An 18,351-nucleotide genomic window follows, 5' to 3' on the forward strand; every position below is an offset into this window, starting at 1 on the left:
TGTATTCACCTGCTTACTTTTCTCTGTGTACAAGCTGACATATCAATTCCGTCAAAAACGGATTCTCCATGCCCCTTTCCTCCGACATTTCTTCAAGTAAAGCTATGGCCTTATTCGAAAAACGTTCCGCTTCAGCCATTGCACCGTCAATGCCAAACAGTGTCACATACGTCGTTTTATGATTTTTTTCATCACTATGGGTCTGCTTTCCCAAAACCTCCAGTGTACTTGTCACATCCAGTATATCATCCTGAATCTGGAAGCTGATACCGATATTTTTTGCCGTCTGCTCCACCTTTTTCAATGAAGCTTCGTCGGCTCCGGCCAATATCGCGCCAATCATCATTGAACACTCAATCAACGCGCTTGTCTTCATCTCATGGATAAAATCCAACACCGGTTTATCCAGGGGCTGTCCCTCCAGTTCCACATCAACCACCTGGCCGCCGATCATTCCGTAAATTCCCGGCTTGGCGGATAAAATCTGCATTGCCCCGGCAACAGCCCGAAACTCTTCCATACTTTCCGCCAGATCAAAAGCCTTTGACGCTGTCTCAAAAGCATAATTCAACAGGGCATCCCCCGCCAGAATAGCCATAGCCTCGCCAAAAACAACATGGGACGTCTTTCTTCCTCTCCGGTATTCATCATTGTCCAATGCGGGCAGATCATCATGAATAAGCGAATAGGTATGTATCATTTCGATGGCCGCCATAAAGGGATGGATCACCGCCTCATGACTGCCCCCGAATAATCGATAAGTCTCCTGAATCAACATCGGACGCAGCCGTTTGCCTCCAGCCATCAGGCTGTAATTCATCGCCTGAAATATTGTTTTCTGATAGCCCTCCTCTTTCGGGGCACAGGCTGTCAATATATTTTCTATTGCTTCTGTCCTTTTTCCCAATTCCTGTTTAAAATCCATGATTGTTTCCTCATCACTGACTTTCATCAGCTTATTCTTCATCACTGACTTCGATTAACTTCTTTTCCACTTTGTCCAGGGAATCATTGCAATATTTTATCAATTTCATCCCTGCCGTATATAATTTAAAGGATTCCTCCAGACTGGTCTCTTTATTCTCCATTTGCTGAATCAAATCCTCCAGCTCGGAAAATGCCGTCTCCAATGTCTTACTCTTTGCCATAATTCCCACCTTCTTTTCCGTCCACGACCGCTTCCAACTGCCCGTCCGCCAACCGCACACGAATCTTTTCGCCGATTTCGGCCTGAGCTGCCGAATGGATTCCCTGACCGTTCACCTTACTGACAACCGCATAGCCCCGCTCCAGCTGTTTCAAAGGTGAAAGTCCCGACAGTCTTTCACTGTAAATTGCCAACCGATGACGGTTGTCCGCCAGTCCTTTCTTCATCTGCTGCTCAAGCTGCTCTTCCATATACATCAGCCGCTGACGATGATCATTGATCCTTGAGGCCGGACTGACATATTTTAACTGCCGCTCATACTGATTTATCCTGTTTCGATACCACTCCAGCCGTTCTTCCATCTTCGCATATAAACGCCTCTGCCCATCTTCCAGCTGCCGCAGGATGCCCGACCATTCCGGAACAGCCAGCTCCGCCGCCGCGGAAGGTGTCGGCGCTCTCAGATCCGCCACAAAGTCCGAAATCGTCACATCGGTTTCATGCCCCACGGCGGAAATCACCGGCGTTTTGCACTGATAAATGGCATCGGCCACGATCCGCTCATTAAACGCCCACAAATCTTCTATGGAACCGCCGCCGCGGCCGACGATCAGCACATCCACACCATAATTATCCAGATATTTTATTCCCCGGACAATACTCTCCGCCGCCTGTTCCCCCTGAACAAGAGACGGATATAAAATCAGCTGGACATAAGGATTCCGCCGGGCTGAGATATGGATCATATCCTGGATCGCCGCACCTGTCCGGGCGGTAACGATGCCGATCTGCCTCGGATAAGCCGGAATCGTTTTTTTATGCGACTTATCAAAATAGCCCTTCTGTTCCAGCTCTTTTTTTAAAGCCTCGAACTGTTGATAAAGAAGGCCCCGGCCTTCCATCACAATCTCCCGGGCGTAGAGCTGGTATCGGCCGTCCCTCTCATAGACACTGATATTTCCAAGAACGATCACCTGCTGGCCCTCGCTGAGATGAAATTTTAATCCGCCCCTTGACCCGGCAAACATCACACAGGGAATCGCCCCTTCTCTGTCCTTCAGTGTAAAATAAATGTGCCCGGAAATATGATATTTACAATTCGAAACTTCCCCCCGGACATAGATCCGACTTAAAAAGTAATCCTCTGAAATGAGGCTTTTAATATATCGATTAACCTGAGATACGGAATATACACTCATGCCAGTTTCGCCAGCACTGCATTCACAAAGGACGGCGACTGATCTGTGCCGTAACGTTTTGCCAGTTCCACGGCTTCATTGATCGCAACTCCCACAGGCACTTCCTCATCATAAATTATCTCATAAGACGCCAGCCGGATGATCGTCAGATCCACCTTTGTCATCCGCTCCGTTTTCCATTTGTCGGCCACCGCATTGATCCGGCCGTCCAATTCTGCCTTTTTCTCAATAATGGCATTGACTTTGCCCTGAATATATGCTCTGTCCTCATCGGAGATCTCTCCGAGATAAGCCAGATAAAAATCCTCCTGTTCTGTCATCTCCGCCTCAGAATGAAATTCCGTGCGGAATAAAAGACGAAATATATGTTCTCTCAACTCTCGTCTGCCCATAGCTTCCTCCTAAAATAAGCCTTTATCACTGTAAAAGTGACGCAGGGCACAAAACCCTACGTCACTTATGCTGCCATACATGCGGGAAAAGATTCCAAATCTCTTCTTAAACTCGGTTCGGGATATAAAAATTATTCATCCTCCAGATTGACGCCGGCCACCCGGATATTGACGTCCTCAACACTGAGGCCGGTCATCGTTTCAATGGCATTTTTTACTCTGTCCTGAACAGCCCCGGTGACCTCCGGAATGTTATATCCATATTCCAGATTAATAGCCAGGTCAACACTGACTTTACTGTCAGACACCTCAATCTTTACGCCTTTGGAAAGATTTTTCATTCCGAGCTTTGCCACCAATTCATTGGTAATATTGCCATACATGGAAGCAACTCCCTTGACTTCCGTTGCCGCCAGTCCGGCGATGATTGCAACCACTTCGTCCGCAATCTGCACCTCACCGATCACACGGTCATCCTGTATTGAATAATTCATTGTATTTTCCTGTTCTTTAGCCATCGGTCTCTACCTCCATTTGCTCAACGCTTCTTATCTTGTATTATAACAAAATTATATGCTTTTGCAAAGAAATTTATCAATTTAATGTTGTAATGACGATATTTTCTGTGCCGACATCGGTTTTTCTCGCGATAATATCTTCAATCTGCGCCCGTTCACTCTCCGTCAGACTTTCCCGGCAGACGACCACATCGCAGGAATCCTTTGTCAGACTCACCACTGAATTTTCAAAGCCTTTCGCCGTCAGAAGATTCTCGGCGGCCACCTCCATCTCCGAACGGTTTGTCATGTCCATCAGATCTTCCATGGCAGACTGTTTTAAATCCTCAGTAACATTTTCATTATTGATAACTTCAATCAGGGCTTCTTTATTTTTTGAGCGCATCTGTTCCCGATTCAGCTTCGCCTGGGCGCTGAAATTCTGGGCCGCCGCCGTACTTGTCAGTACCGCTTCGCCCACATCCTCGGGGCTTTCCGTTTCACTGTTTTCCAAATCTTCCATATCCTCTTCATCGGCAACTTCAATTTCCTGGATATTGTTCTCCGTCAGGTCTAGCAGAACCTCGTCCGCCGCCGTTTCCTCGCTTTCGCCCACCGCCGCATTAGATAACACGGAGGACTCTTTCGCCTCCATAGCGCCGGATTTAAAATTTAAATATCCGGCAACAACAATCATCACCGCCAGGGCCGCAATGATCACCTGATTTTTTCGGACACTTCGCTTCTTCAAACAGGACCCTCCTTATTCGCCTTTCATTTTTACTACTTTAATTTTATGTATGGGAATATTAAATAGAACCTGAACTGCCTGAGTAATTTCATTGGCGATCTGCTCATTGCCGCCGCCCTCAGCCGCAACAACGACACCCTCGATCTCCGGTTCCATTTCTTTAATAACCCATGGTATATCATTTCCGCTGCCATCCTTTGTATAAAGAGACGCTTCGCTCTTACTCGCCTCGCTGCTCTGCCGTGTGCCTCCCTGGGAATCGGTTTCGCTGACTGTGTTTGTGCTTGTCGTTAAATCCTTCTCCACTACATATTCCTTTGACGCCTTCGCCCGGATCATCACCTGGATTTTCCCAACCCCGTCCATCTGCTCCAGGATATTCTTAAGCCTCTCCTCCTGATTTTCCACATAAAGGTTCAGCGCCGTCTGAGCAGAATCCGTGGAAGCATTTCCTCCATTTGGACTTCCAGAATCCCCGCTGCTGCCGCCGACGTCTCTCACGGAATCGGCTGTTGAAGAACCGGAGGCAGGCCAGACGACAACAAGGCATAAAATTCCGGCCAGTATAATGATAAAAGCACTTTCTTTATTCCACTTGAAATTCTTAAAATCCAGAAATTTTTTCATGATAATATCTCCAATTCCAACTGTTCTTCTTCAATTCCAAACTGAAGCAATATGTCCTTTCTCCACTGCTCAATTTTTTCTTTCGGCGGAGATGAATTTGAAATTTCAGAATTATCCGGAGCATCCCCGTATTTTCCTTCGCCGATCTGAATCTCTCCGACGCTTATCTCCTTCTCAATTTCCTTTTGTGAATCAGTCTCGTCCATATTTCTGTCCTTCGGCACGATACCCACTTTCATCTGATAAATCTGCCCGTAATTTTCACTTTCCGCATCATCATCCATATCCAGTTCGCAATATTTCATTACCATGGAATTCGCTTCAAAATACAGCCGGACCTCCTCCCGAATCATCTGCCTGTATCCGTCGGAAAACTGTCCCTCAGCCCCCACAATACTCTCTCCGGCCCGGGCATCCGCTGCCGAAATACGAAAGCTTTCCCGTATAAAATTCTGATAAATCTTTTCCTCCATTCCCGTCAGCTTTGTCAATGGGAGTAAAATAACAAGGATCAGCAGAAGCCCCATGGTAAGATGAATATACTTCCTGTATTTTTCCTCGGGGATCAGCTGTCCCGCCATCGTCATAAGCAAAAGAAAAACAACCACATTCTGAATCCATTCCCGAAATATATCCATCACTTTGCCGGTTTCCTCCCTTATCCGCCGAAGACAGCGCCCGACGCCGCCGTCATCATCGCCATGGACAGGAAAAACAGTATAAATACCATCCCCTGTACCTTTAAGAGCAGCAAAACGCCCTCAGATACACTGTGAAGGCAGGTGAGCATCCGCTTGTCCGCCACAGGCTGGACAAGCGCCTGGGCAGCCTGATACATCAATACGATCACCGCAAGCTTTGCCGCCGGTATCAAGAACAAAAAAGCAAGTACGATCAAACCGGCAGCGCCAATTCCGTTTTTAATGAGCACCGCCGAGCCGATGACCGTCTGCATGGCCGTCCCCATGGCATCCCCAACCCCGGGCACCGCCGAAGTGACCCGCATGGCCCACCCGTTTTTCAGAGAATCAAAGGCCGGCATCACCAGGCTTTGTATAAAATTCAAACCAAGGATCACGCCGAGAACTGTTTTTATGGACCATCCGGCCACGGTTTTTATCAGATCGGCACATTTTGAGAGAGAATCCTCCTTTGACAACTGATTCACCAAAGAAATCAGCACATACATATGAATAAGACTTAAAACAAATCTGGAAATCACCCATTGAACCACTGTAATTCCCGTAACCATGGCCTGCTGATACCATATACCGCTTTGAATGTTCCCTGTAAATGTAACCGATAAACAGAAAACCGGAACAAGGGCCGACATAAAACGGAGCATATTTTCCATCAGGCCGGAGGCCATCCGGGCGGCCGTCATGAAGGAGGTCAGCAGAAGTGAAAACAAAACCATATATGTCAGATAAAATCCCGTTTCCGCCACAAAGGTTTTGGAAAAAGCCATTGAAAAATTGGTGAAAACGGCGCTTATGAATACGATGCCGACCATCTGCACCAACAGGCTCCGATTGCTCCGGAGCTCATAAAAAATCTGATTCAGCAGATATTCCTTAAGGCTTTCAAGCACACCCTGAATATCGCCGCTTGTCAACCGGCCCACCAGTTCGGAGAAAGAGAGCTGAACCGTTTCGGGGAGCATCTCATCCATAGCCTCCTGGATCTGGCCATAATCCAGCATGTCCTCCCCGCTCTCCGCCAGCGCCGGAAGGCAGCAGGCTGTCCATAAAATAAATGCCAGCGATATCCACCGGCAAAAATACCTTCCTTTTCCCGCACCCATCATTCCCCCATAAATTCCTGAATAGTGGAGAGCAGCGTTGTCAGAATCGGAAGACTCATCACAAGAATACTCAATTTGCCGAACATTTCTATCTGGGAGGCAATACCTCCATAACCGGCATCCTTACACAGGTTTGCCGAAAACTCACTGACATAGGCAATCCCTATCACTTTTAAAATAATTCCGATATAAGCGCTGTTCACCGACAGATACTCCCGGATTTTGTCGATCCCCGAAAAAATCACCTCCAGCTTCGACACCGAAAAACCAAACAAAACAATGCAGGCCGCAATACCTGTGAGCAGCGCATATTCAGGCTGGACGCTTTTTAGCTTCAGGGCTAAAAATACCGCCATCAATCCGATACAGGCAATCTTGATCATCCAAATCCCCCTCACAGTGAAAACATTTGCTCTACTGTCTGGAAAAGCTCATAAATATAGGGAACTATCCAAAGCAGCACAAGTATCAATCCTGCCAGGCTGACTAAAAATGCCTGTTCATCCCGTCCCGAATGTTTCAGCACCTGGGTCAAAATGGATATCAGGATGCCTACGGCCGCAATTTTATAAATAAGCTGTATGGACATAGACGCCCCCTCTCTAAATGAATAAAATGACCAGGAAACCGCCGACAGTCAGGGATAAAACCCGATACAGCCTTTCCCTGCCCGGACGCTCCGCTTCCAGCATCGAAATCCGCTCCCGGATTTCCTCTCTGCACGCCTCCACAGCCGACGCCTGAATCTGAATATCCTGAATTCCGATAAAATGTCCGAGCCGAGAAAAAAGCTCTCTGTCCTCCGCATCGAACAATTCACCCATTTCTTCCACCGTCTGCTGCCACAAAAGCGTGCCCTCCGGCTTTTCCTGCTGTTCAAAATGCTCCGACAGCCTTCGGTAAAAATCCGATACAGGCATTTTCATCTGAGCACTGATGCGCATAAAAACCATGTTCAGCGGCAGCCGGTATGTCCCCGTCAGATTTTTAAACACAGTCAGGCTCTGATTCATTTCCCGGAGCAGCCATATTCTCCGGCGCAGAGCCGATCCCTTTTCCCATCCGAGAAAACCGCAGCCGCCCAAAATCAAGAGACTGCCGATACATTTCATCCACCACATTTTATACCGCCCCAAATATAGTCCGGCCTTTCGAATCCAGAATACCGGCCACTTCTCCGGCCCTCTGCCAGCCCTTCAGAAACACATATCTTTCAAAAAGTCCAAAACACCCCTTTTGCTTCACATCATCCAGGCAACTTCCGTGAACAGTCGTGAGTATCCGGCAGCCGCTGTACACAGCCGCCAGAACCGCAGCCATATCCCCCTCGCCGCCCAACTCATCAAAGGCCACCATCCGGGGTGCCATGGAACGGATCATCATCTGCATGCCCTCCGTTTTCGGGCAGTTTGCCATGACATCGGTCCTCATTCCCACATCGTTCTGAGGAACTCCCATATAGCAGGCTCCCACCTCCGAGCGCTCGTCCACCAAACTGACACTCATTCCCGGATATTCCCGGAAACCATTGGAAAAAAGCCGTATTAAATCTCTCAGTAACGTGGTTTTTCCTCCCCCCGGCGGCGATACAATGAGGGTGTGGCAGGGACGGCCATTCTCCCACAGACAGGGAAAAAATGGTTCGCCGCAGCCCTTTATCTGATGGGCAATACGAATATTCAATGAAGACACATAGGCAATGCTTCCCACTTTTCCTTCGACCGCTGCCGTCTGCCCGGCCACCCCGACCCGGTGTCCGCCCCGGATAGTGATAAACCCCTGACGGATCTCATTTTCATAAGCATAGAGAGAATACTGACATATGTAGGCCATGCTCTCCTGTATATCTTCCGCCGTCACCCTCAGCGCTCCCTGAGCGGTTTGGATCCGATTTCCCGCTTTGTCCAGAAACCATTCCTCTCCCGAAAGCCGGAGGACCAATGGCTGACCGCTGCGGAGCCGGATTTCCTGAATACCCTCCCATTCCTTCTGAAATGACAAAAAACTTCGCCGCAATCTAGCCGAAAGAATATTCTCCAAAAGATCACCACCTGAAACTAATATATGTACAGGCTTTAAAAACATTCCGGCATACAGAAAAAACCTGCAGTATGTTCGCAAAATCATACTGCAGGTCTGCGCCTTATCCACACTGTTGATTTATCTTTCTTCCGGGATAATAATTGCCGCTACGATATAGACAAATAATCCGGTGCCCGTAAAACCGAGAAGCAGGCATAAAAGACGGATAATGGTCGGATCCACATCCAAATAATCGCCAATACCTCCGCAAACACCGCAAAGAACCCGATTGTCTCTCGAACGATATAATTTTTTCATCATCTTTCACCTCATTTATTTTTTATATTCATTGTAATTTTTCCCGCATCGCACCCAAGCGCCCATTCTCTTGAAGCGCCGTTATTAATATACTGCTCATGATCAAGCCCCGAAATATTTTTATCATTGATCGTCAGGCTTCCGGCGCTGACATTAACATCATAATTATAATCCGTGACATCCGCCTTTAACAGAGTGATATCAATAGAGCCGGCATCCACGTCCGCTTCCCCATTGTCGGACACACATCCCTCAAAGGTGATCTTTCCCGCATCGCAGTCCAGATTCACCCATCCGGTTTCGATATTTTTCAGAGTGGCCGAACCGGCATCCACGTCCACTTCCATCATGTTGCACCGAATATCCGTCTCAATCGCGCAGCTTCCCGCATCCACATCGATCGTCACGCCGTCGAAGCTGCTGCCTGCCGGAATATAAAGCGTTGCCTTCTTCGCGTCACTCCCTATCCAGCTTAAACCATGCTCTATGTTCTGAACTGTCAGAGTGCTTCCGTCGCAATACCATTCAAAAAAATCCGAATCATCGCCCGCATCCAGCCAAACCTCCTCAGAATCTGAGGCCTTTATCGTCAGGCTGCCATAATCCATATCGATATTCAGCAATTCAATCTGCTCAGGCAGAGTGACTTTATCCTTTCCTTCCACATCCAGGCTATGCCCCCCGGTATGATGCTCCGACACTTCGTCGCTATCTGAATCAAACCATCGAAACGGGCCGATCCGCCATGTGAAATCACCATCGTCCACCATCGCCCGCACATTCTGATAATCCACGCCGAGAATAGCCGCCGAAAGACATAGGCCTCCGCCGATCAGCCCGAAAATCAGGGCCACGATCAGCCATATTTTTGTTCCCCTCTTCATGAAGCAGCACCTCCTCTGCGAAATATTTTCTGAAACAGCTTCACGATTCCACGCACGATCCATGGAATCAACCGGCTGCAGATCAAAACCGTAAGTATGATACAAATAATTCCGATCGCCAGCATGATAAATGCAAAGCCCATCATCATAATTCCCTCCGGCACGGAAGTGATCATATGGACAATACTCATCACGAAGAGAACCACACCGCCCACACTAAAGCCGATGGCACAGCCGCCAACGCCGACGATCACCGCAATAAACGCACAGAAAATACCGGCCAGGATTCCCAAAGCGCCGCTTCCGACGCCGGCAATAAGAGGCAATCCTACAATACAGAGGACAATAATCAAAAGAATTTTTCCCAGATTATTTCCTCTGCGGGATACTCTGTCCGAACTTTCCCTGTCCGAGTCATCCCACTCGCTTCTCCTATGGTCGTTATAACGCCGTTCTTCCCCATGACTTTCCTGATAACCGCCCGGTGTTTCCTGCCAACCGCCCTCTGAATTCCGGTATTTTCCCTCCGACCGGCTCTCCGCCTCTGACCAACCATCTTTCTTGTAAACATCCGGCATATGTTTCTGAGGCTCCCATCGGGCATCCTTTACACCCTGCTCACTGAACTCACTCTGCTCTTCACTGTCGCCGCTCAGGGAAGCCCGAATCGATATGGCAATCTTCTCCGGACTGTCCAGCAAACCATCCACAGAGGCAAACTCGGATATCCCGGCCTCATCCATATAATCTCTATAATATTCCAGAGCATCTTCTCTGTCTCTTTCATCGATATCCTGAAGCAAATACTCAAGTTGCTTCAAAAAGTCCATACGAGTCATTGCTTCATCTCCTCCCTGTCAAACAACTGTGTTATTTTAGATGCATATGATTTCCACTCATTTCGGTACAGATTCAGCTGTACCAATCCCGCCGGAGTAATCTTATAATATCTTCGGTTCCTTCCGCCGAACTGGACATCGTAAGTTTCCAGACATTCATCCTTCTGCAGCCTCCGAAGCACCGGGTAGAGCGTTGATTCCGAAATATCGATCACCTGCCGGACATCCTGAGTAATTTTATAGCCATAAGTCCCATCCTTTTCCTGGGAAACAACCGAAAGAACTATGGCGTCCAGCAATGCGGCGCCCGTATTAAAAACCATCCAAATCTCTCCTTTCCCCATATGATTTTCCTACTTTCTTTATAATATTATTTTTTTGTTTATATTATATATTGTATAATATTAGTTGTCAATCTATATTAATAAAATTATAATATTATTTTTCTTTCAAATTTCTTACAAAGTGCCAATTGCACAGTTTCTGTAAAACTGGTAAAATATCTTATCATTTACATATGGAGGACATATCATGAAAGTTGTTATTGCTATTGACTCATTAAAAGGCAGCCTCAGCTCCATGGATGCCGGGAACGCAATTAAAGACGGAATCTTAAAGGCTGTTGACGCCGAAGTTATCGTCAAACCTCTGGCCGACGGCGGCGAAGGTACGACCGATGCCCTGATCGAAGGTATGGGCGGTGAAAGAATTTCGCTGACAGTAAAAGGTCCTCTGGAAGCACCGGTCGATGCCTACTATGGTTATCTGGAAGAAAGCAACACGGCCATCATGGAAATGGCTACCGCTTCCGGCATCACTTTAATTCCAAGGGAAGCCTTAAATCCGATGAAAGCGACGACTTATGGCGTAGGTGAAATGATCAAAGACGCCATCCGCCGCGGAATCCGAAATTTTATCATCGGAATCGGCGGAAGTGCAACCAATGACGGCGGTACCGGCATGCTTACCGCCCTCGGCTATGAATTTCTCGATGCCGACGGACAACCCGTCGGATTCGGCGGTCAATGCCTCGAGAAAATCGTATCCATATCCGCAGAAAACAGACTGGCAGAACTGGATGAATGTCATTTCCGGATTGCCTGCGACGTGGAAAATCCGTTATGCGGATCAACGGGCGCTACCTATATCTACGGTCCTCAAAAAGGCGCCTCCGACGATCTGCTGCCGCTTCTGGACTCAGGTATGCAAAACTACGGCCATGCTGCCGAAGCCTTTACCGGAAAACATACGATGGAAATGAAAGGAGCCGGAGCCGCCGGCGGACTCGGTTTTGCTTTCGTCACCTTTTTAAACGGTGAATTAAAATCCGGGATCGATCTGATCCTGAATGCCGTTGACCTGGAAGGCAGCCTGAAAGACGCAGATTTCGTTATCACCGGAGAAGGACGTCTCGACCGGCAAACCGCCATGGGCAAGGGGCCGGCCGGTGTCGCTAAGCTCGGCAAAAAATACGGCGCCAAAACAATCGCTCTGGCCGGATCCGTCACTGAGGATGCCCGTGCCTGCAATGCCGCCGGAATTGACGGATATTTCTGTATTCTTTCTTCGGTATGCACGCTGGAAGAAGCCATGGACGCCGAAAGAACACGCAAAAATCTCAGTCTGACTGCCGAACAGCTTTTCCGCCTGCTCTGATGAGAGCATCCTGTTTTTTTTAAACTCTATAGCAAAAAATGCCTTTCGGGAACTCAAATATGTCCATTTCCGAAAGGCATTTTATATATTATATCTTTTCAGATTCAATTCAGATAGAGCGCCCTAAGCTCTTCTCTCTTATCCCGGTCAAGGCCCAGCGCCTTCGCAAGATAACCGTCCATCGTTCCATAATGCAGCCGGATCGTATCCAACATTCGATTCAGATAAGCCTTATGAACGATAAACATTTTCATCAGGCCGTCATGAATACTGTGGTTATTCATCTTATCCTCCACTGACCGGCAAAGCTGTTCATTTTCCTCCCGAAGAAAATCGTTCACTTTAAAATAATCGGCTTCGATGATATTTTCCGGTACATTCAGAGCGCTCAGCACAAGAATCGAAGCAATTCCGGCCCGGTCTTTTCCTGCCGTACAATGCCAGAGGGTCGCGCCCTCCTTCTGGGACAGCAATTCATCAAACATACGACTATACTGTCCGGCGGCATGATCTCCGAGAATGATTTTTTCATAAATATCCGACATATACCGGGTGGCGTCAAAGCCCGGCGCCATCACAGAAGCCGCAAGCTGCTCCAGAAAATCTCCGTCCTGCCCTTCCCGCGTCACTCCGAGCGCTTTTTCATCCAATACGGGCATATGTAAATTTATTACACCGGGCATCTCCGGATCCGGGTGCTCCTCCCGCTCCTTTGCCGTCCGAAAATCAAGAACTTTTTTCAGATCATAGGTCTGCAGCAGCACTTTTCTGTCATTCTCCGTTGTCACACATAGTTCACAGCTTCGAAGCAGACGATGTGGCTTTATGTGTCTGCCATCCTTTGTCGGAAAACCTCCGAAATCACGCGTATTTTTTGCACCCGCCAGGGGAATTCGTTGAATATCCATCTGATCGACGCTTCCTTTCTTTATTATTTACAATTTTTTCCAGCACAAAAACAAGCGGCTAAGTTAAAGAAACTATGCCGCCCGCTTCACATTCTTCTCAATCTCCGTCTAATGTGCGCGCCACTCCAAATCTCCGTGTTCCAGCCCCATGATCAGAGCTTCCGCCGTGGCAATATTTGTCGCCATGGGAATACAATATGCATCGCACAGATTCATGATCGCATATATATCCGGCTTTTCTGTCGCCGCCATGGATGGATTATAGAAGAAGATAACGACATCCATTCGATTATCCTCGATCATCTCCATAAACTGACGGTCACCGCCGACACTTCCCGGCAAAAATTTATTTACCTTCAGATTGGTCGCTTCCTCGATACGCCGCCCGGTAACACCGGTGGCATACAATGTATGTTTACTCAAAATTTTTTTATATGCAATACAAAAATTTTCAATGAGTTCTTTTTTATTATTATGCGAAATAATGCCGATATTCATGCCCCATATTTTACCCCTTTCTCTCCTATATACCTTCCCCCATATATAGTTAATTCCTACTTTATATATTACTTTAATTCCATTTACTTTGTCAATAGAACGCCCTCTTAATTCTTTCCAACAGACGACTTTTCTAAACATTTTTTTGCTGTCTGCACCAGATAGAACATCGCCTCCGCCGGATATTCTCCCACGGCCGTTTCTCCGGTCAGCATCAGCGATGAAGCGCCCTCCAATGCAGCGTTATAAATATCGGAGACTTCAGCCCTTGTCGGCACCGGCCGATGTTCCATGGAATCCAGCATCTGGGTCACAACCATGAAAGGCTTCCCCGCCCGACGGCACTGTTCTCCAATATGCTTTTGAAGCGCCGGCAGCTCCCAAAGAGGCACAGCGTTCCCCAGATCTCCTCTGGCAATCACAATTTCATCCGCCAGAGGCATAAACGCCGCCAGAGATTCCACACCCTGCATATTTTCTATCTTGGCAAAAATCCGGATACCTTCTCCCTGATTTTCTTCCAGAACACGCCGCAGACATCTTAAATCTTCCGAACTGCGCACAAAGGGCAGCATCACCCCGGTAACCCCATACCGGCGGGCAATTTTAAGATTCTCCATATCCTGGGCGGTTAATGTCGGCGTTTCTATAGTTTCTCCCGGAACGGCAATACTTTTTCTCGGCTTTAAAGCACCGCCCCGAAGGACCTTCGCGATCATCTGATTTCCGCTGCATTCCAACACTTCCGCTTCCATCTTCCCATCATCCAGCAAAAGGCGCATCCCTTTTTTGACCTGCGCCAATAAAATCGACGGCACAGGAATACCGCGCTGCCCAAAAATGACATCCGCATCCTTTTTCAGTTTTCGCTCCCCGCCGAAATCGCCGACACGCAGCTCCGGACCCTGAAGGTCGATCAATATTTTTGTCTCTATTCCCACAGATTTTGCCGCAGAAGCTGCCACATACAGCCAATTTGCCCGGTCCTTTAACATGCCGTGGGACAAATTCAATCGAACCCCCGTCATTCCCACTTCATACATCCGCAGCAGCACCGGGTGCAGACAGCAGGCCGGTCCCAATGTTCCATAAAAATCCATATCTGTTCCTCAACTTATCTCCGCATCATTTTTCCAGATACTGTATTAATCCGTCATACTGTTTCATCATCTGAATATAGCCATGACGATAAAACGCCATTAATCTCTCCCTGTTGCGCTCCGTTCTCGAAATCGTTTTGATTTCGGGGCGAATAACAAAAATCCTGCCCTCTTCCTCCATACGTTCCACTAAATCCATCTGCCGGTTATAAAGTGCATACCGCATCTCGAGAGCCTGAGCCAGCTTCGGATATTTTCGGAAATAACGGCGCCAGATCCTGTCCACCCTCGGCGACGGCGCTTTTCGATAATCCTTATTCCGGGTTAAAACCACAAATATTTTGTCAAATCCCATCTTCAGAGTACGCTCTAAAGGAATGGAATCGGCCACACCGCCGTCCACATACATCGAGTTTCCGACCCGCACCATCGGCGTCACCATCGGCATACTGCAGGAGGCCCGGCAGATCTGCATCAGCCTTTCCCGGTCACTCTCTTCCGTAAAATACTCCGCTTCTCCTGTCCGGACATTCGTAGCCACGATCTCACACAATGAATCGGATGCAAAATAGGTATCGAAATCAAAGGGATAGATGCCATTCGGATATTTATCAAAAATCATATCCATATCAAAAATGCTTCGTTTTTTTAACATAGCGCCCGGCGTCATATAATCGTTTTCCTTTTCCGGCATAAGGCAATGCCTTGTGCGGTCGAACTGCTTCGACACAAAATCCACCGCATTGCAGCTTCCCGCCGAAACACCGACAATATACGCAAATTCCACATCCTTTTCCAAAAGGAAATCCAATACCCCTGCGGTAAAAATTCCCCGCGTTGAGCCGCCCTCGAGTACTAATCCTGCCTGATACATATATGCTCCACCTTCCTGTCTGTCCTATTCTCCCCACATGGCATCTGAAAGAAAAACCCCGCAGAATCTTGCGGGGTTTTATCAGCCTGCCTGATATCCATCCATTAAACTCTGGACAGATATTCTCCTGTACGTGTATCAATTTTGATAACGTCACCAATCTCAACAAATAACGGCACATAAACAAGCGCGCCTGTCTCAACCGTTGCCGGTTTTGTTGCGCCGGTTGATGTATCGCCTTTAAATCCGGGCTCTGTTTCCGTAATCTCAAGTTCTACAAATAATGGTGCTTCCATTGCAAATACTTCGCCATTATGGGAGAGGATCTTAACCATCTCATTTTCTTTAACGAATTTTAATGTATCACCCACCTGGTCATCACTGAGCGCGATCTGATCATAGGTTTCTACATCCATAAAATGATATAAATCGCCATCGCTGTAAAGATACTGCATATCTTTTCTTTCAATATGAGCCTGAGGGCACTTCTCTGTCGGACGGAAAGTTTTTTCAACAACGCCGCCGCTCTTAATATTTTTTAATTTTGTACGAACAAAAGCCGCACCTTTTCCAGGTTTTACATGCTGGAATTCAATTACCTGATAAACATTTCCTTCATATTCAATCGTCAAGCCATTTCTAAAATCACCTGCTGATACCATGCTTGGATTCCTCCTTAAAAATATTGCATAAATAACTTATTCCAGTATAAATAACTTCCCGCAATTTTTCAACTGTTTTTTTCTCGTTGCCGTTTCTTTTTATAAAAATGTAAAACAATTTTCTCCAGTTTTCGTTTAAATACGATTTGAATCTCTTCTTTTGGGTGAATCGGCTGCACAAGTATGCTGTAAATCCCGGCCAGCCGTGCGCCCCAGATATCCGTAAAAATCTGATCGCCCACAAAAAGCACCTGCTCCTTCGGCACATCCATCAGCGCCGCCGCCTTTAAATAATTTTCGGGGCTCGGCTTATGGGCGTCGCACACCGTATAAGCATGAATATTTTCATTAAACATCTGCACCCTAGGCCCCTTATTATTGGAGATCAGCGCACAGGCAAAGCCGATTCCCTTTAAACGTTCAAACAAGGCCTCCGCCCGCGCGTCCGCCGGTGCGCCGTGGGGCACCAGCGTGTTGTCTATATCAAAAATAATTCCCCGATAGCCTTTTTTATATAATTTTTCAAAGGGAATCTCATAGGTGGACGCCACCCAGGCATCCGGATAAAACATGTTAAACATTCGGCCTTCCTCCCATTATCTCATATATTTTTTCCATATCCAGCGATCTGCGTATCAGATCCGCCAGTTTGTCATATTCCGCTTCTTTATAGGTTTTCATATCCGGCCTGCGGACAGAAGATTTTCCCGGAGACTGCTCGGAAGCCGTCCCGTTTTTCTCCGTCAAATGATATCTTTCCATCAGCGTGTCCATAAATCGAACAAAGAAAACGCCATCGTCAAAAATGCCGTGCAGATAAGTCCCCATCACGGTTTCCTCCCGGTTGATCACCCCATCCGGCCGGCCATCCGCAAGACTTATCCAGGTTGAAAATTCTCCGGCGCCGCTTATGCGCCCCAAACCATCCGACGGTGAATCATTCCCATAAACCGCATCATCCTCCAGCCGGGAATCTCCCATATGAATCTCATAGCCCTCCACCGGACATCCGCTCCAGCTTCCGCAGCGAATTTCTCCGCGGATCCGGGTCCTCACCTTTTCTTCCCGAAAATTCGTTTCTACAGGCAGCAGACCCATTCCGGCCATCCGGCCGCCTTCCTCCACGCCTTCAGGATCAGACAAAATATTGCCCATCATCTGATAGCCGCCGCATATGCCCATCACGGTAACGCCATCCCGGGAGAGCCGGATAATCTTCTCTTCCAGCCCGTTATTGCGCATCCACCGCAGATCAGCCATTGTATTTTTTGTCCCCGGAATCAAGATCAGATGGGGACTGCCAAGCTTTGACACCCTGTCCACATACCGCAGGGATACGCCTTCCACCCGTTCAAAAACCGTAAAATCGGTAAAATTAGAAATATGGGGCAGACGTATAACGACCACATCCAGTCCACCGGTCATTTCTTCCGCCAGCAAATGCTCCGACAGGCTGTCCTCATCATCAATATCGATCTTTTCCATCGGGACAACGCCCACCACCGGAATATTCACCAAATCTTCGATCATCTGAACGCCGGGCGCTAAAATCGCCGGATCGCCGCGGAATTTGTTGATAATAAGCCCCCGGATCCGAGCCTGCTCCTCCGGCTCCAACAACTTCACAGTGCCATAGAGGGAAGCAAAAACGCCGCCCCTGTCGATATCTCCGACAAGAAGCACCGGGGCGTCCACCATCTTCGCCAGCCCCATATTGACAATGTCATTTTCCTTTAAATTAATTTCCGCCGGGCTGCCCGCACCCTCAATGACAATAATATCATAGGCTTCCGACAGCCGCTCATAGGCCCCCATGATGTCCGGGATGAGTTCTGTTTTATGCCGGAAATAATCCATGGCCTTCATCTGGCCCCGAACCCGGCCGTTAACGATCACCTGAGAACCGGTATGGCTTGTCGGCTTCAGCAGAATCGGATTCATATCGGCGGTGGGCTCGATACCGGCAGCCTCCGCCTGCATCACCTGGGCCCGTCCCATCTCAAGTCCATCCTTCGTAATATAGGAATTTAAAGCCATATTCTGAGACTTAAAGGGCGCCGTCCGATAACCGTCCCGGGCGAACGCCCGGCATAATCCGGCGGTAATAAAGCTTTTGCCCGAATTCGACATGGTTCCCTGCACCATGATCACTTTTGCTTTCATCGGCATAACC

The 18,351-nt window shown here is 47.9% G+C and carries 25 protein-coding genes; 1 reads left to right on the forward strand and 24 read right to left on the reverse strand.

Annotated elements, in window-relative coordinates:
• Positions 1 to 13: 13 nt before the first annotated feature.
• The 17 genes from ACMN7X_RS10240 to ACMN7X_RS10320 all read right to left on the reverse strand — a co-directional run bounded on the left by ACMN7X_RS10240 (position 14) and on the right by ACMN7X_RS10320 (position 10,803).
• Positions 14 to 925, reverse strand: a complete 912-nt coding sequence (locus tag ACMN7X_RS10240; protein ID WP_418747372.1) for a polyprenyl synthetase family protein — start codon at positions 923 to 925, stop codon at positions 14 to 16.
• Between the two features lie 31 nt (positions 926 to 956).
• A complete protein-coding gene (gene xseB, locus ACMN7X_RS10245) occupies positions 957 to 1,148 on the reverse strand; it encodes an exodeoxyribonuclease VII small subunit (protein WP_418747373.1) in 192 nt (63 codons plus the stop codon).
• On the reverse strand, positions 1,135 to 2,346 hold the full coding sequence (gene xseA, locus ACMN7X_RS10250) for an exodeoxyribonuclease VII large subunit (protein WP_418747374.1): 1,212 nt from the start codon (positions 2,344 to 2,346) through the stop codon (positions 1,135 to 1,137). The genes xseB and xseA overlap by 14 nt, the downstream gene beginning before the upstream one ends.
• Complete coding sequence (gene nusB / locus ACMN7X_RS10255; protein WP_418747375.1) at positions 2,343 to 2,738, reverse strand: transcription antitermination factor NusB; 396 nt, start codon at positions 2,736 to 2,738, stop codon at positions 2,343 to 2,345. Before nusB ends, xseA begins: the two co-directional genes overlap by 4 nt.
• A gap of 131 nt (positions 2,739 to 2,869) precedes the next feature.
• Positions 2,870 to 3,256 carry an Asp23/Gls24 family envelope stress response protein gene (locus ACMN7X_RS10260; protein WP_418747376.1) on the reverse strand — a complete coding sequence of 129 codons (387 nt, stop codon included), beginning with the start codon at positions 3,254 to 3,256 and terminating at the stop codon, positions 2,870 to 2,872.
• A gap of 76 nt (positions 3,257 to 3,332) precedes the next feature.
• The gene (locus ACMN7X_RS10265; protein ID WP_418747377.1) at positions 3,333 to 3,986 is read right to left on the reverse strand and encodes a SpoIIIAH-like family protein; all 654 of its coding nucleotides are present in this window, start codon (positions 3,984 to 3,986) and stop codon (positions 3,333 to 3,335) included.
• A 12-nt stretch (positions 3,987 to 3,998) separates the two neighbouring features.
• Positions 3,999 to 4,613, reverse strand: coding sequence for a stage III sporulation protein AG (locus ACMN7X_RS10270; RefSeq protein ID WP_418747378.1), 615 nt, complete (start codon positions 4,611 to 4,613; stop codon positions 3,999 to 4,001).
• Positions 4,610 to 5,251, reverse strand: a complete 642-nt coding sequence (locus ACMN7X_RS10275; RefSeq protein WP_418747443.1) for a stage III sporulation protein AF — start codon at positions 5,249 to 5,251, stop codon at positions 4,610 to 4,612. Before ACMN7X_RS10275 ends, ACMN7X_RS10270 begins: the two co-directional genes overlap by 4 nt.
• Positions 5,252 to 5,271: 20 nt before the next feature.
• On the reverse strand, positions 5,272 to 6,417 hold the full coding sequence (locus ACMN7X_RS10280; protein ID WP_418747379.1) for a stage III sporulation protein AE: 1,146 nt from the start codon (positions 6,415 to 6,417) through the stop codon (positions 5,272 to 5,274).
• Positions 6,417 to 6,800: a stage III sporulation protein AD gene (spoIIIAD, locus tag ACMN7X_RS10285; RefSeq protein WP_418747380.1), complete on the reverse strand. Its 384-nt coding sequence runs from the start codon at positions 6,798 to 6,800 to the stop codon at positions 6,417 to 6,419. Before spoIIIAD ends, ACMN7X_RS10280 begins: the two co-directional genes overlap by 1 nt.
• A gap of 11 nt (positions 6,801 to 6,811) precedes the next feature.
• Positions 6,812 to 7,006, reverse strand: a complete 195-nt coding sequence (spoIIIAC, locus tag ACMN7X_RS10290) for a stage III sporulation protein AC (protein WP_178627089.1) — start codon at positions 7,004 to 7,006, stop codon at positions 6,812 to 6,814.
• Between the two features lie 13 nt (positions 7,007 to 7,019).
• Positions 7,020 to 7,538, reverse strand: a complete 519-nt coding sequence (locus ACMN7X_RS10295) for a stage III sporulation protein AB (RefSeq protein WP_418747381.1) — start codon at positions 7,536 to 7,538, stop codon at positions 7,020 to 7,022.
• A 1-nt stretch (position 7,539) separates the two neighbouring features.
• On the reverse strand, positions 7,540 to 8,457 hold the full coding sequence (spoIIIAA, locus tag ACMN7X_RS10300) for a stage III sporulation protein AA (protein WP_418747382.1): 918 nt from the start codon (positions 8,455 to 8,457) through the stop codon (positions 7,540 to 7,542).
• 120 nt (positions 8,458 to 8,577) lie between these two features.
• Complete coding sequence (locus ACMN7X_RS10305) at positions 8,578 to 8,760, reverse strand: PspC domain-containing protein (protein ID WP_418747383.1); 183 nt, start codon at positions 8,758 to 8,760, stop codon at positions 8,578 to 8,580.
• An 8-nt stretch (positions 8,761 to 8,768) separates the two neighbouring features.
• Positions 8,769 to 9,641 (reverse strand): DUF4097 family beta strand repeat-containing protein, encoded by an 873-nt coding sequence (locus ACMN7X_RS10310; protein ID WP_418747384.1) that lies wholly within the window; start codon positions 9,639 to 9,641, stop codon positions 8,769 to 8,771.
• Positions 9,638 to 10,480 carry a DUF1700 domain-containing protein gene (locus ACMN7X_RS10315; protein ID WP_418747385.1) on the reverse strand — a complete coding sequence of 281 codons (843 nt, stop codon included), beginning with the start codon at positions 10,478 to 10,480 and terminating at the stop codon, positions 9,638 to 9,640. Before ACMN7X_RS10315 ends, ACMN7X_RS10310 begins: the two co-directional genes overlap by 4 nt.
• Positions 10,477 to 10,803 carry a PadR family transcriptional regulator gene (locus ACMN7X_RS10320; protein WP_418747386.1) on the reverse strand — a complete coding sequence of 109 codons (327 nt, stop codon included), beginning with the start codon at positions 10,801 to 10,803 and terminating at the stop codon, positions 10,477 to 10,479. Before ACMN7X_RS10320 ends, ACMN7X_RS10315 begins: the two co-directional genes overlap by 4 nt.
• Before the next feature lie 208 nt (positions 10,804 to 11,011).
• Between ACMN7X_RS10320 and ACMN7X_RS10325 the strand changes: the two genes are divergently transcribed.
• Complete coding sequence (locus ACMN7X_RS10325) at positions 11,012 to 12,136, forward strand: glycerate kinase (protein WP_418747387.1); 1,125 nt, start codon at positions 11,012 to 11,014, stop codon at positions 12,134 to 12,136.
• A 104-nt stretch (positions 12,137 to 12,240) separates the two neighbouring features.
• Here ACMN7X_RS10325 and ACMN7X_RS10330 read toward each other — a convergent pair whose 3' ends face one another.
• The 7 genes from ACMN7X_RS10330 to ACMN7X_RS10360 form a co-directional block, all read right to left on the reverse strand.
• Positions 12,241 to 13,044, reverse strand: coding sequence for a tyrosine-protein phosphatase (locus tag ACMN7X_RS10330; protein ID WP_418747388.1), 804 nt, complete (start codon positions 13,042 to 13,044; stop codon positions 12,241 to 12,243).
• A 108-nt stretch (positions 13,045 to 13,152) separates the two neighbouring features.
• On the reverse strand, positions 13,153 to 13,542 hold the full coding sequence (locus ACMN7X_RS10335) for a methylglyoxal synthase (protein ID WP_418747389.1): 390 nt from the start codon (positions 13,540 to 13,542) through the stop codon (positions 13,153 to 13,155).
• A 107-nt stretch (positions 13,543 to 13,649) separates the two neighbouring features.
• Positions 13,650 to 14,642, reverse strand: coding sequence for a pyruvate kinase (gene pyk / locus ACMN7X_RS10340; protein WP_418747390.1), 993 nt, complete (start codon positions 14,640 to 14,642; stop codon positions 13,650 to 13,652).
• Between the two features lie 25 nt (positions 14,643 to 14,667).
• The gene (locus tag ACMN7X_RS10345; protein WP_418747391.1) at positions 14,668 to 15,516 is read right to left on the reverse strand and encodes a patatin-like phospholipase family protein; all 849 of its coding nucleotides are present in this window, start codon (positions 15,514 to 15,516) and stop codon (positions 14,668 to 14,670) included.
• A 104-nt stretch (positions 15,517 to 15,620) separates the two neighbouring features.
• The gene (gene efp, locus ACMN7X_RS10350; protein ID WP_418747392.1) at positions 15,621 to 16,178 is read right to left on the reverse strand and encodes an elongation factor P; all 558 of its coding nucleotides are present in this window, start codon (positions 16,176 to 16,178) and stop codon (positions 15,621 to 15,623) included.
• 68 nt (positions 16,179 to 16,246) lie between these two features.
• Positions 16,247 to 16,759 carry a YqeG family HAD IIIA-type phosphatase gene (locus tag ACMN7X_RS10355; RefSeq protein WP_418747393.1) on the reverse strand — a complete coding sequence of 171 codons (513 nt, stop codon included), beginning with the start codon at positions 16,757 to 16,759 and terminating at the stop codon, positions 16,247 to 16,249.
• Positions 16,752 to 18,341, reverse strand: a complete 1,590-nt coding sequence (locus tag ACMN7X_RS10360; protein ID WP_418747394.1) for a cobyric acid synthase — start codon at positions 18,339 to 18,341, stop codon at positions 16,752 to 16,754. The genes ACMN7X_RS10355 and ACMN7X_RS10360 overlap by 8 nt, the downstream gene beginning before the upstream one ends.
• Positions 18,342 to 18,351: the final 10 nt, after the last annotated feature.

Source organism: Frisingicoccus sp., from assembly GCF_048388605.1.
Taxonomy (GTDB): Bacteria; Bacillota; Clostridia; order Lachnospirales; family Lachnospiraceae; genus Frisingicoccus.

Coding starts and splice junctions, on each gene's coding strand:
- ACMN7X_RS10240 (WP_418747372.1), bottom strand. CDS start 925: ATGGATTTTAAACAGGAATTGGGAAAAAGGACAGAAGCAATAGAAAAT.
- xseB (WP_418747373.1), bottom strand. CDS start 1,148: ATGGCAAAGAGTAAGACATTGGAGACGGCATTTTCCGAGCTGGAGGAT.
- xseA (WP_418747374.1), bottom strand. CDS start 2,346: ATGAGTGTATATTCCGTATCTCAGGTTAATCGATATATTAAAAGCCTC.
- nusB (WP_418747375.1), bottom strand. CDS start 2,738: ATGGGCAGACGAGAGTTGAGAGAACATATATTTCGTCTTTTATTCCGC.
- ACMN7X_RS10260 (WP_418747376.1), bottom strand. CDS start 3,256: ATGGCTAAAGAACAGGAAAATACAATGAATTATTCAATACAGGATGAC.
- ACMN7X_RS10270 (WP_418747378.1), bottom strand. CDS start 4,613: ATGAAAAAATTTCTGGATTTTAAGAATTTCAAGTGGAATAAAGAAAGT.
- ACMN7X_RS10275 (WP_418747443.1), bottom strand. CDS start 5,251: ATGGATATATTTCGGGAATGGATTCAGAATGTGGTTGTTTTTCTTTTG.
- ACMN7X_RS10280 (WP_418747379.1), bottom strand. CDS start 6,417: ATGGGTGCGGGAAAAGGAAGGTATTTTTGCCGGTGGATATCGCTGGCA.
- spoIIIAD (WP_418747380.1), bottom strand. CDS start 6,800: ATGATCAAGATTGCCTGTATCGGATTGATGGCGGTATTTTTAGCCCTG.
- spoIIIAC (WP_178627089.1), bottom strand. CDS start 7,006: ATGTCCATACAGCTTATTTATAAAATTGCGGCCGTAGGCATCCTGATA.
- ACMN7X_RS10295 (WP_418747381.1), bottom strand. CDS start 7,538: ATGTGGTGGATGAAATGTATCGGCAGTCTCTTGATTTTGGGCGGCTGC.
- ACMN7X_RS10305 (WP_418747383.1), bottom strand. CDS start 8,760: ATGATGAAAAAATTATATCGTTCGAGAGACAATCGGGTTCTTTGCGGT.
- ACMN7X_RS10310 (WP_418747384.1), bottom strand. CDS start 9,641: ATGAAGAGGGGAACAAAAATATGGCTGATCGTGGCCCTGATTTTCGGG.
- ACMN7X_RS10315 (WP_418747385.1), bottom strand. CDS start 10,480: ATGACTCGTATGGACTTTTTGAAGCAACTTGAGTATTTGCTTCAGGAT.
- ACMN7X_RS10320 (WP_418747386.1), bottom strand. CDS start 10,803: ATGGTTTTTAATACGGGCGCCGCATTGCTGGACGCCATAGTTCTTTCG.
- ACMN7X_RS10325 (WP_418747387.1), top strand. CDS start 11,012: ATGAAAGTTGTTATTGCTATTGACTCATTAAAAGGCAGCCTCAGCTCC.
- ACMN7X_RS10330 (WP_418747388.1), bottom strand. CDS start 13,044: ATGGATATTCAACGAATTCCCCTGGCGGGTGCAAAAAATACGCGTGAT.
- ACMN7X_RS10335 (WP_418747389.1), bottom strand. CDS start 13,542: ATGAATATCGGCATTATTTCGCATAATAATAAAAAAGAACTCATTGAA.
- pyk (WP_418747390.1), bottom strand. CDS start 14,642: ATGGATTTTTATGGAACATTGGGACCGGCCTGCTGTCTGCACCCGGTG.
- ACMN7X_RS10345 (WP_418747391.1), bottom strand. CDS start 15,516: ATGTATCAGGCAGGATTAGTACTCGAGGGCGGCTCAACGCGGGGAATT.
- efp (WP_418747392.1), bottom strand. CDS start 16,178: ATGGTATCAGCAGGTGATTTTAGAAATGGCTTGACGATTGAATATGAA.
- ACMN7X_RS10355 (WP_418747393.1), bottom strand. CDS start 16,759: ATGTTTAACATGTTTTATCCGGATGCCTGGGTGGCGTCCACCTATGAG.
- ACMN7X_RS10360 (WP_418747394.1), bottom strand. CDS start 18,341: ATGAAAGCAAAAGTGATCATGGTGCAGGGAACCATGTCGAATTCGGGC.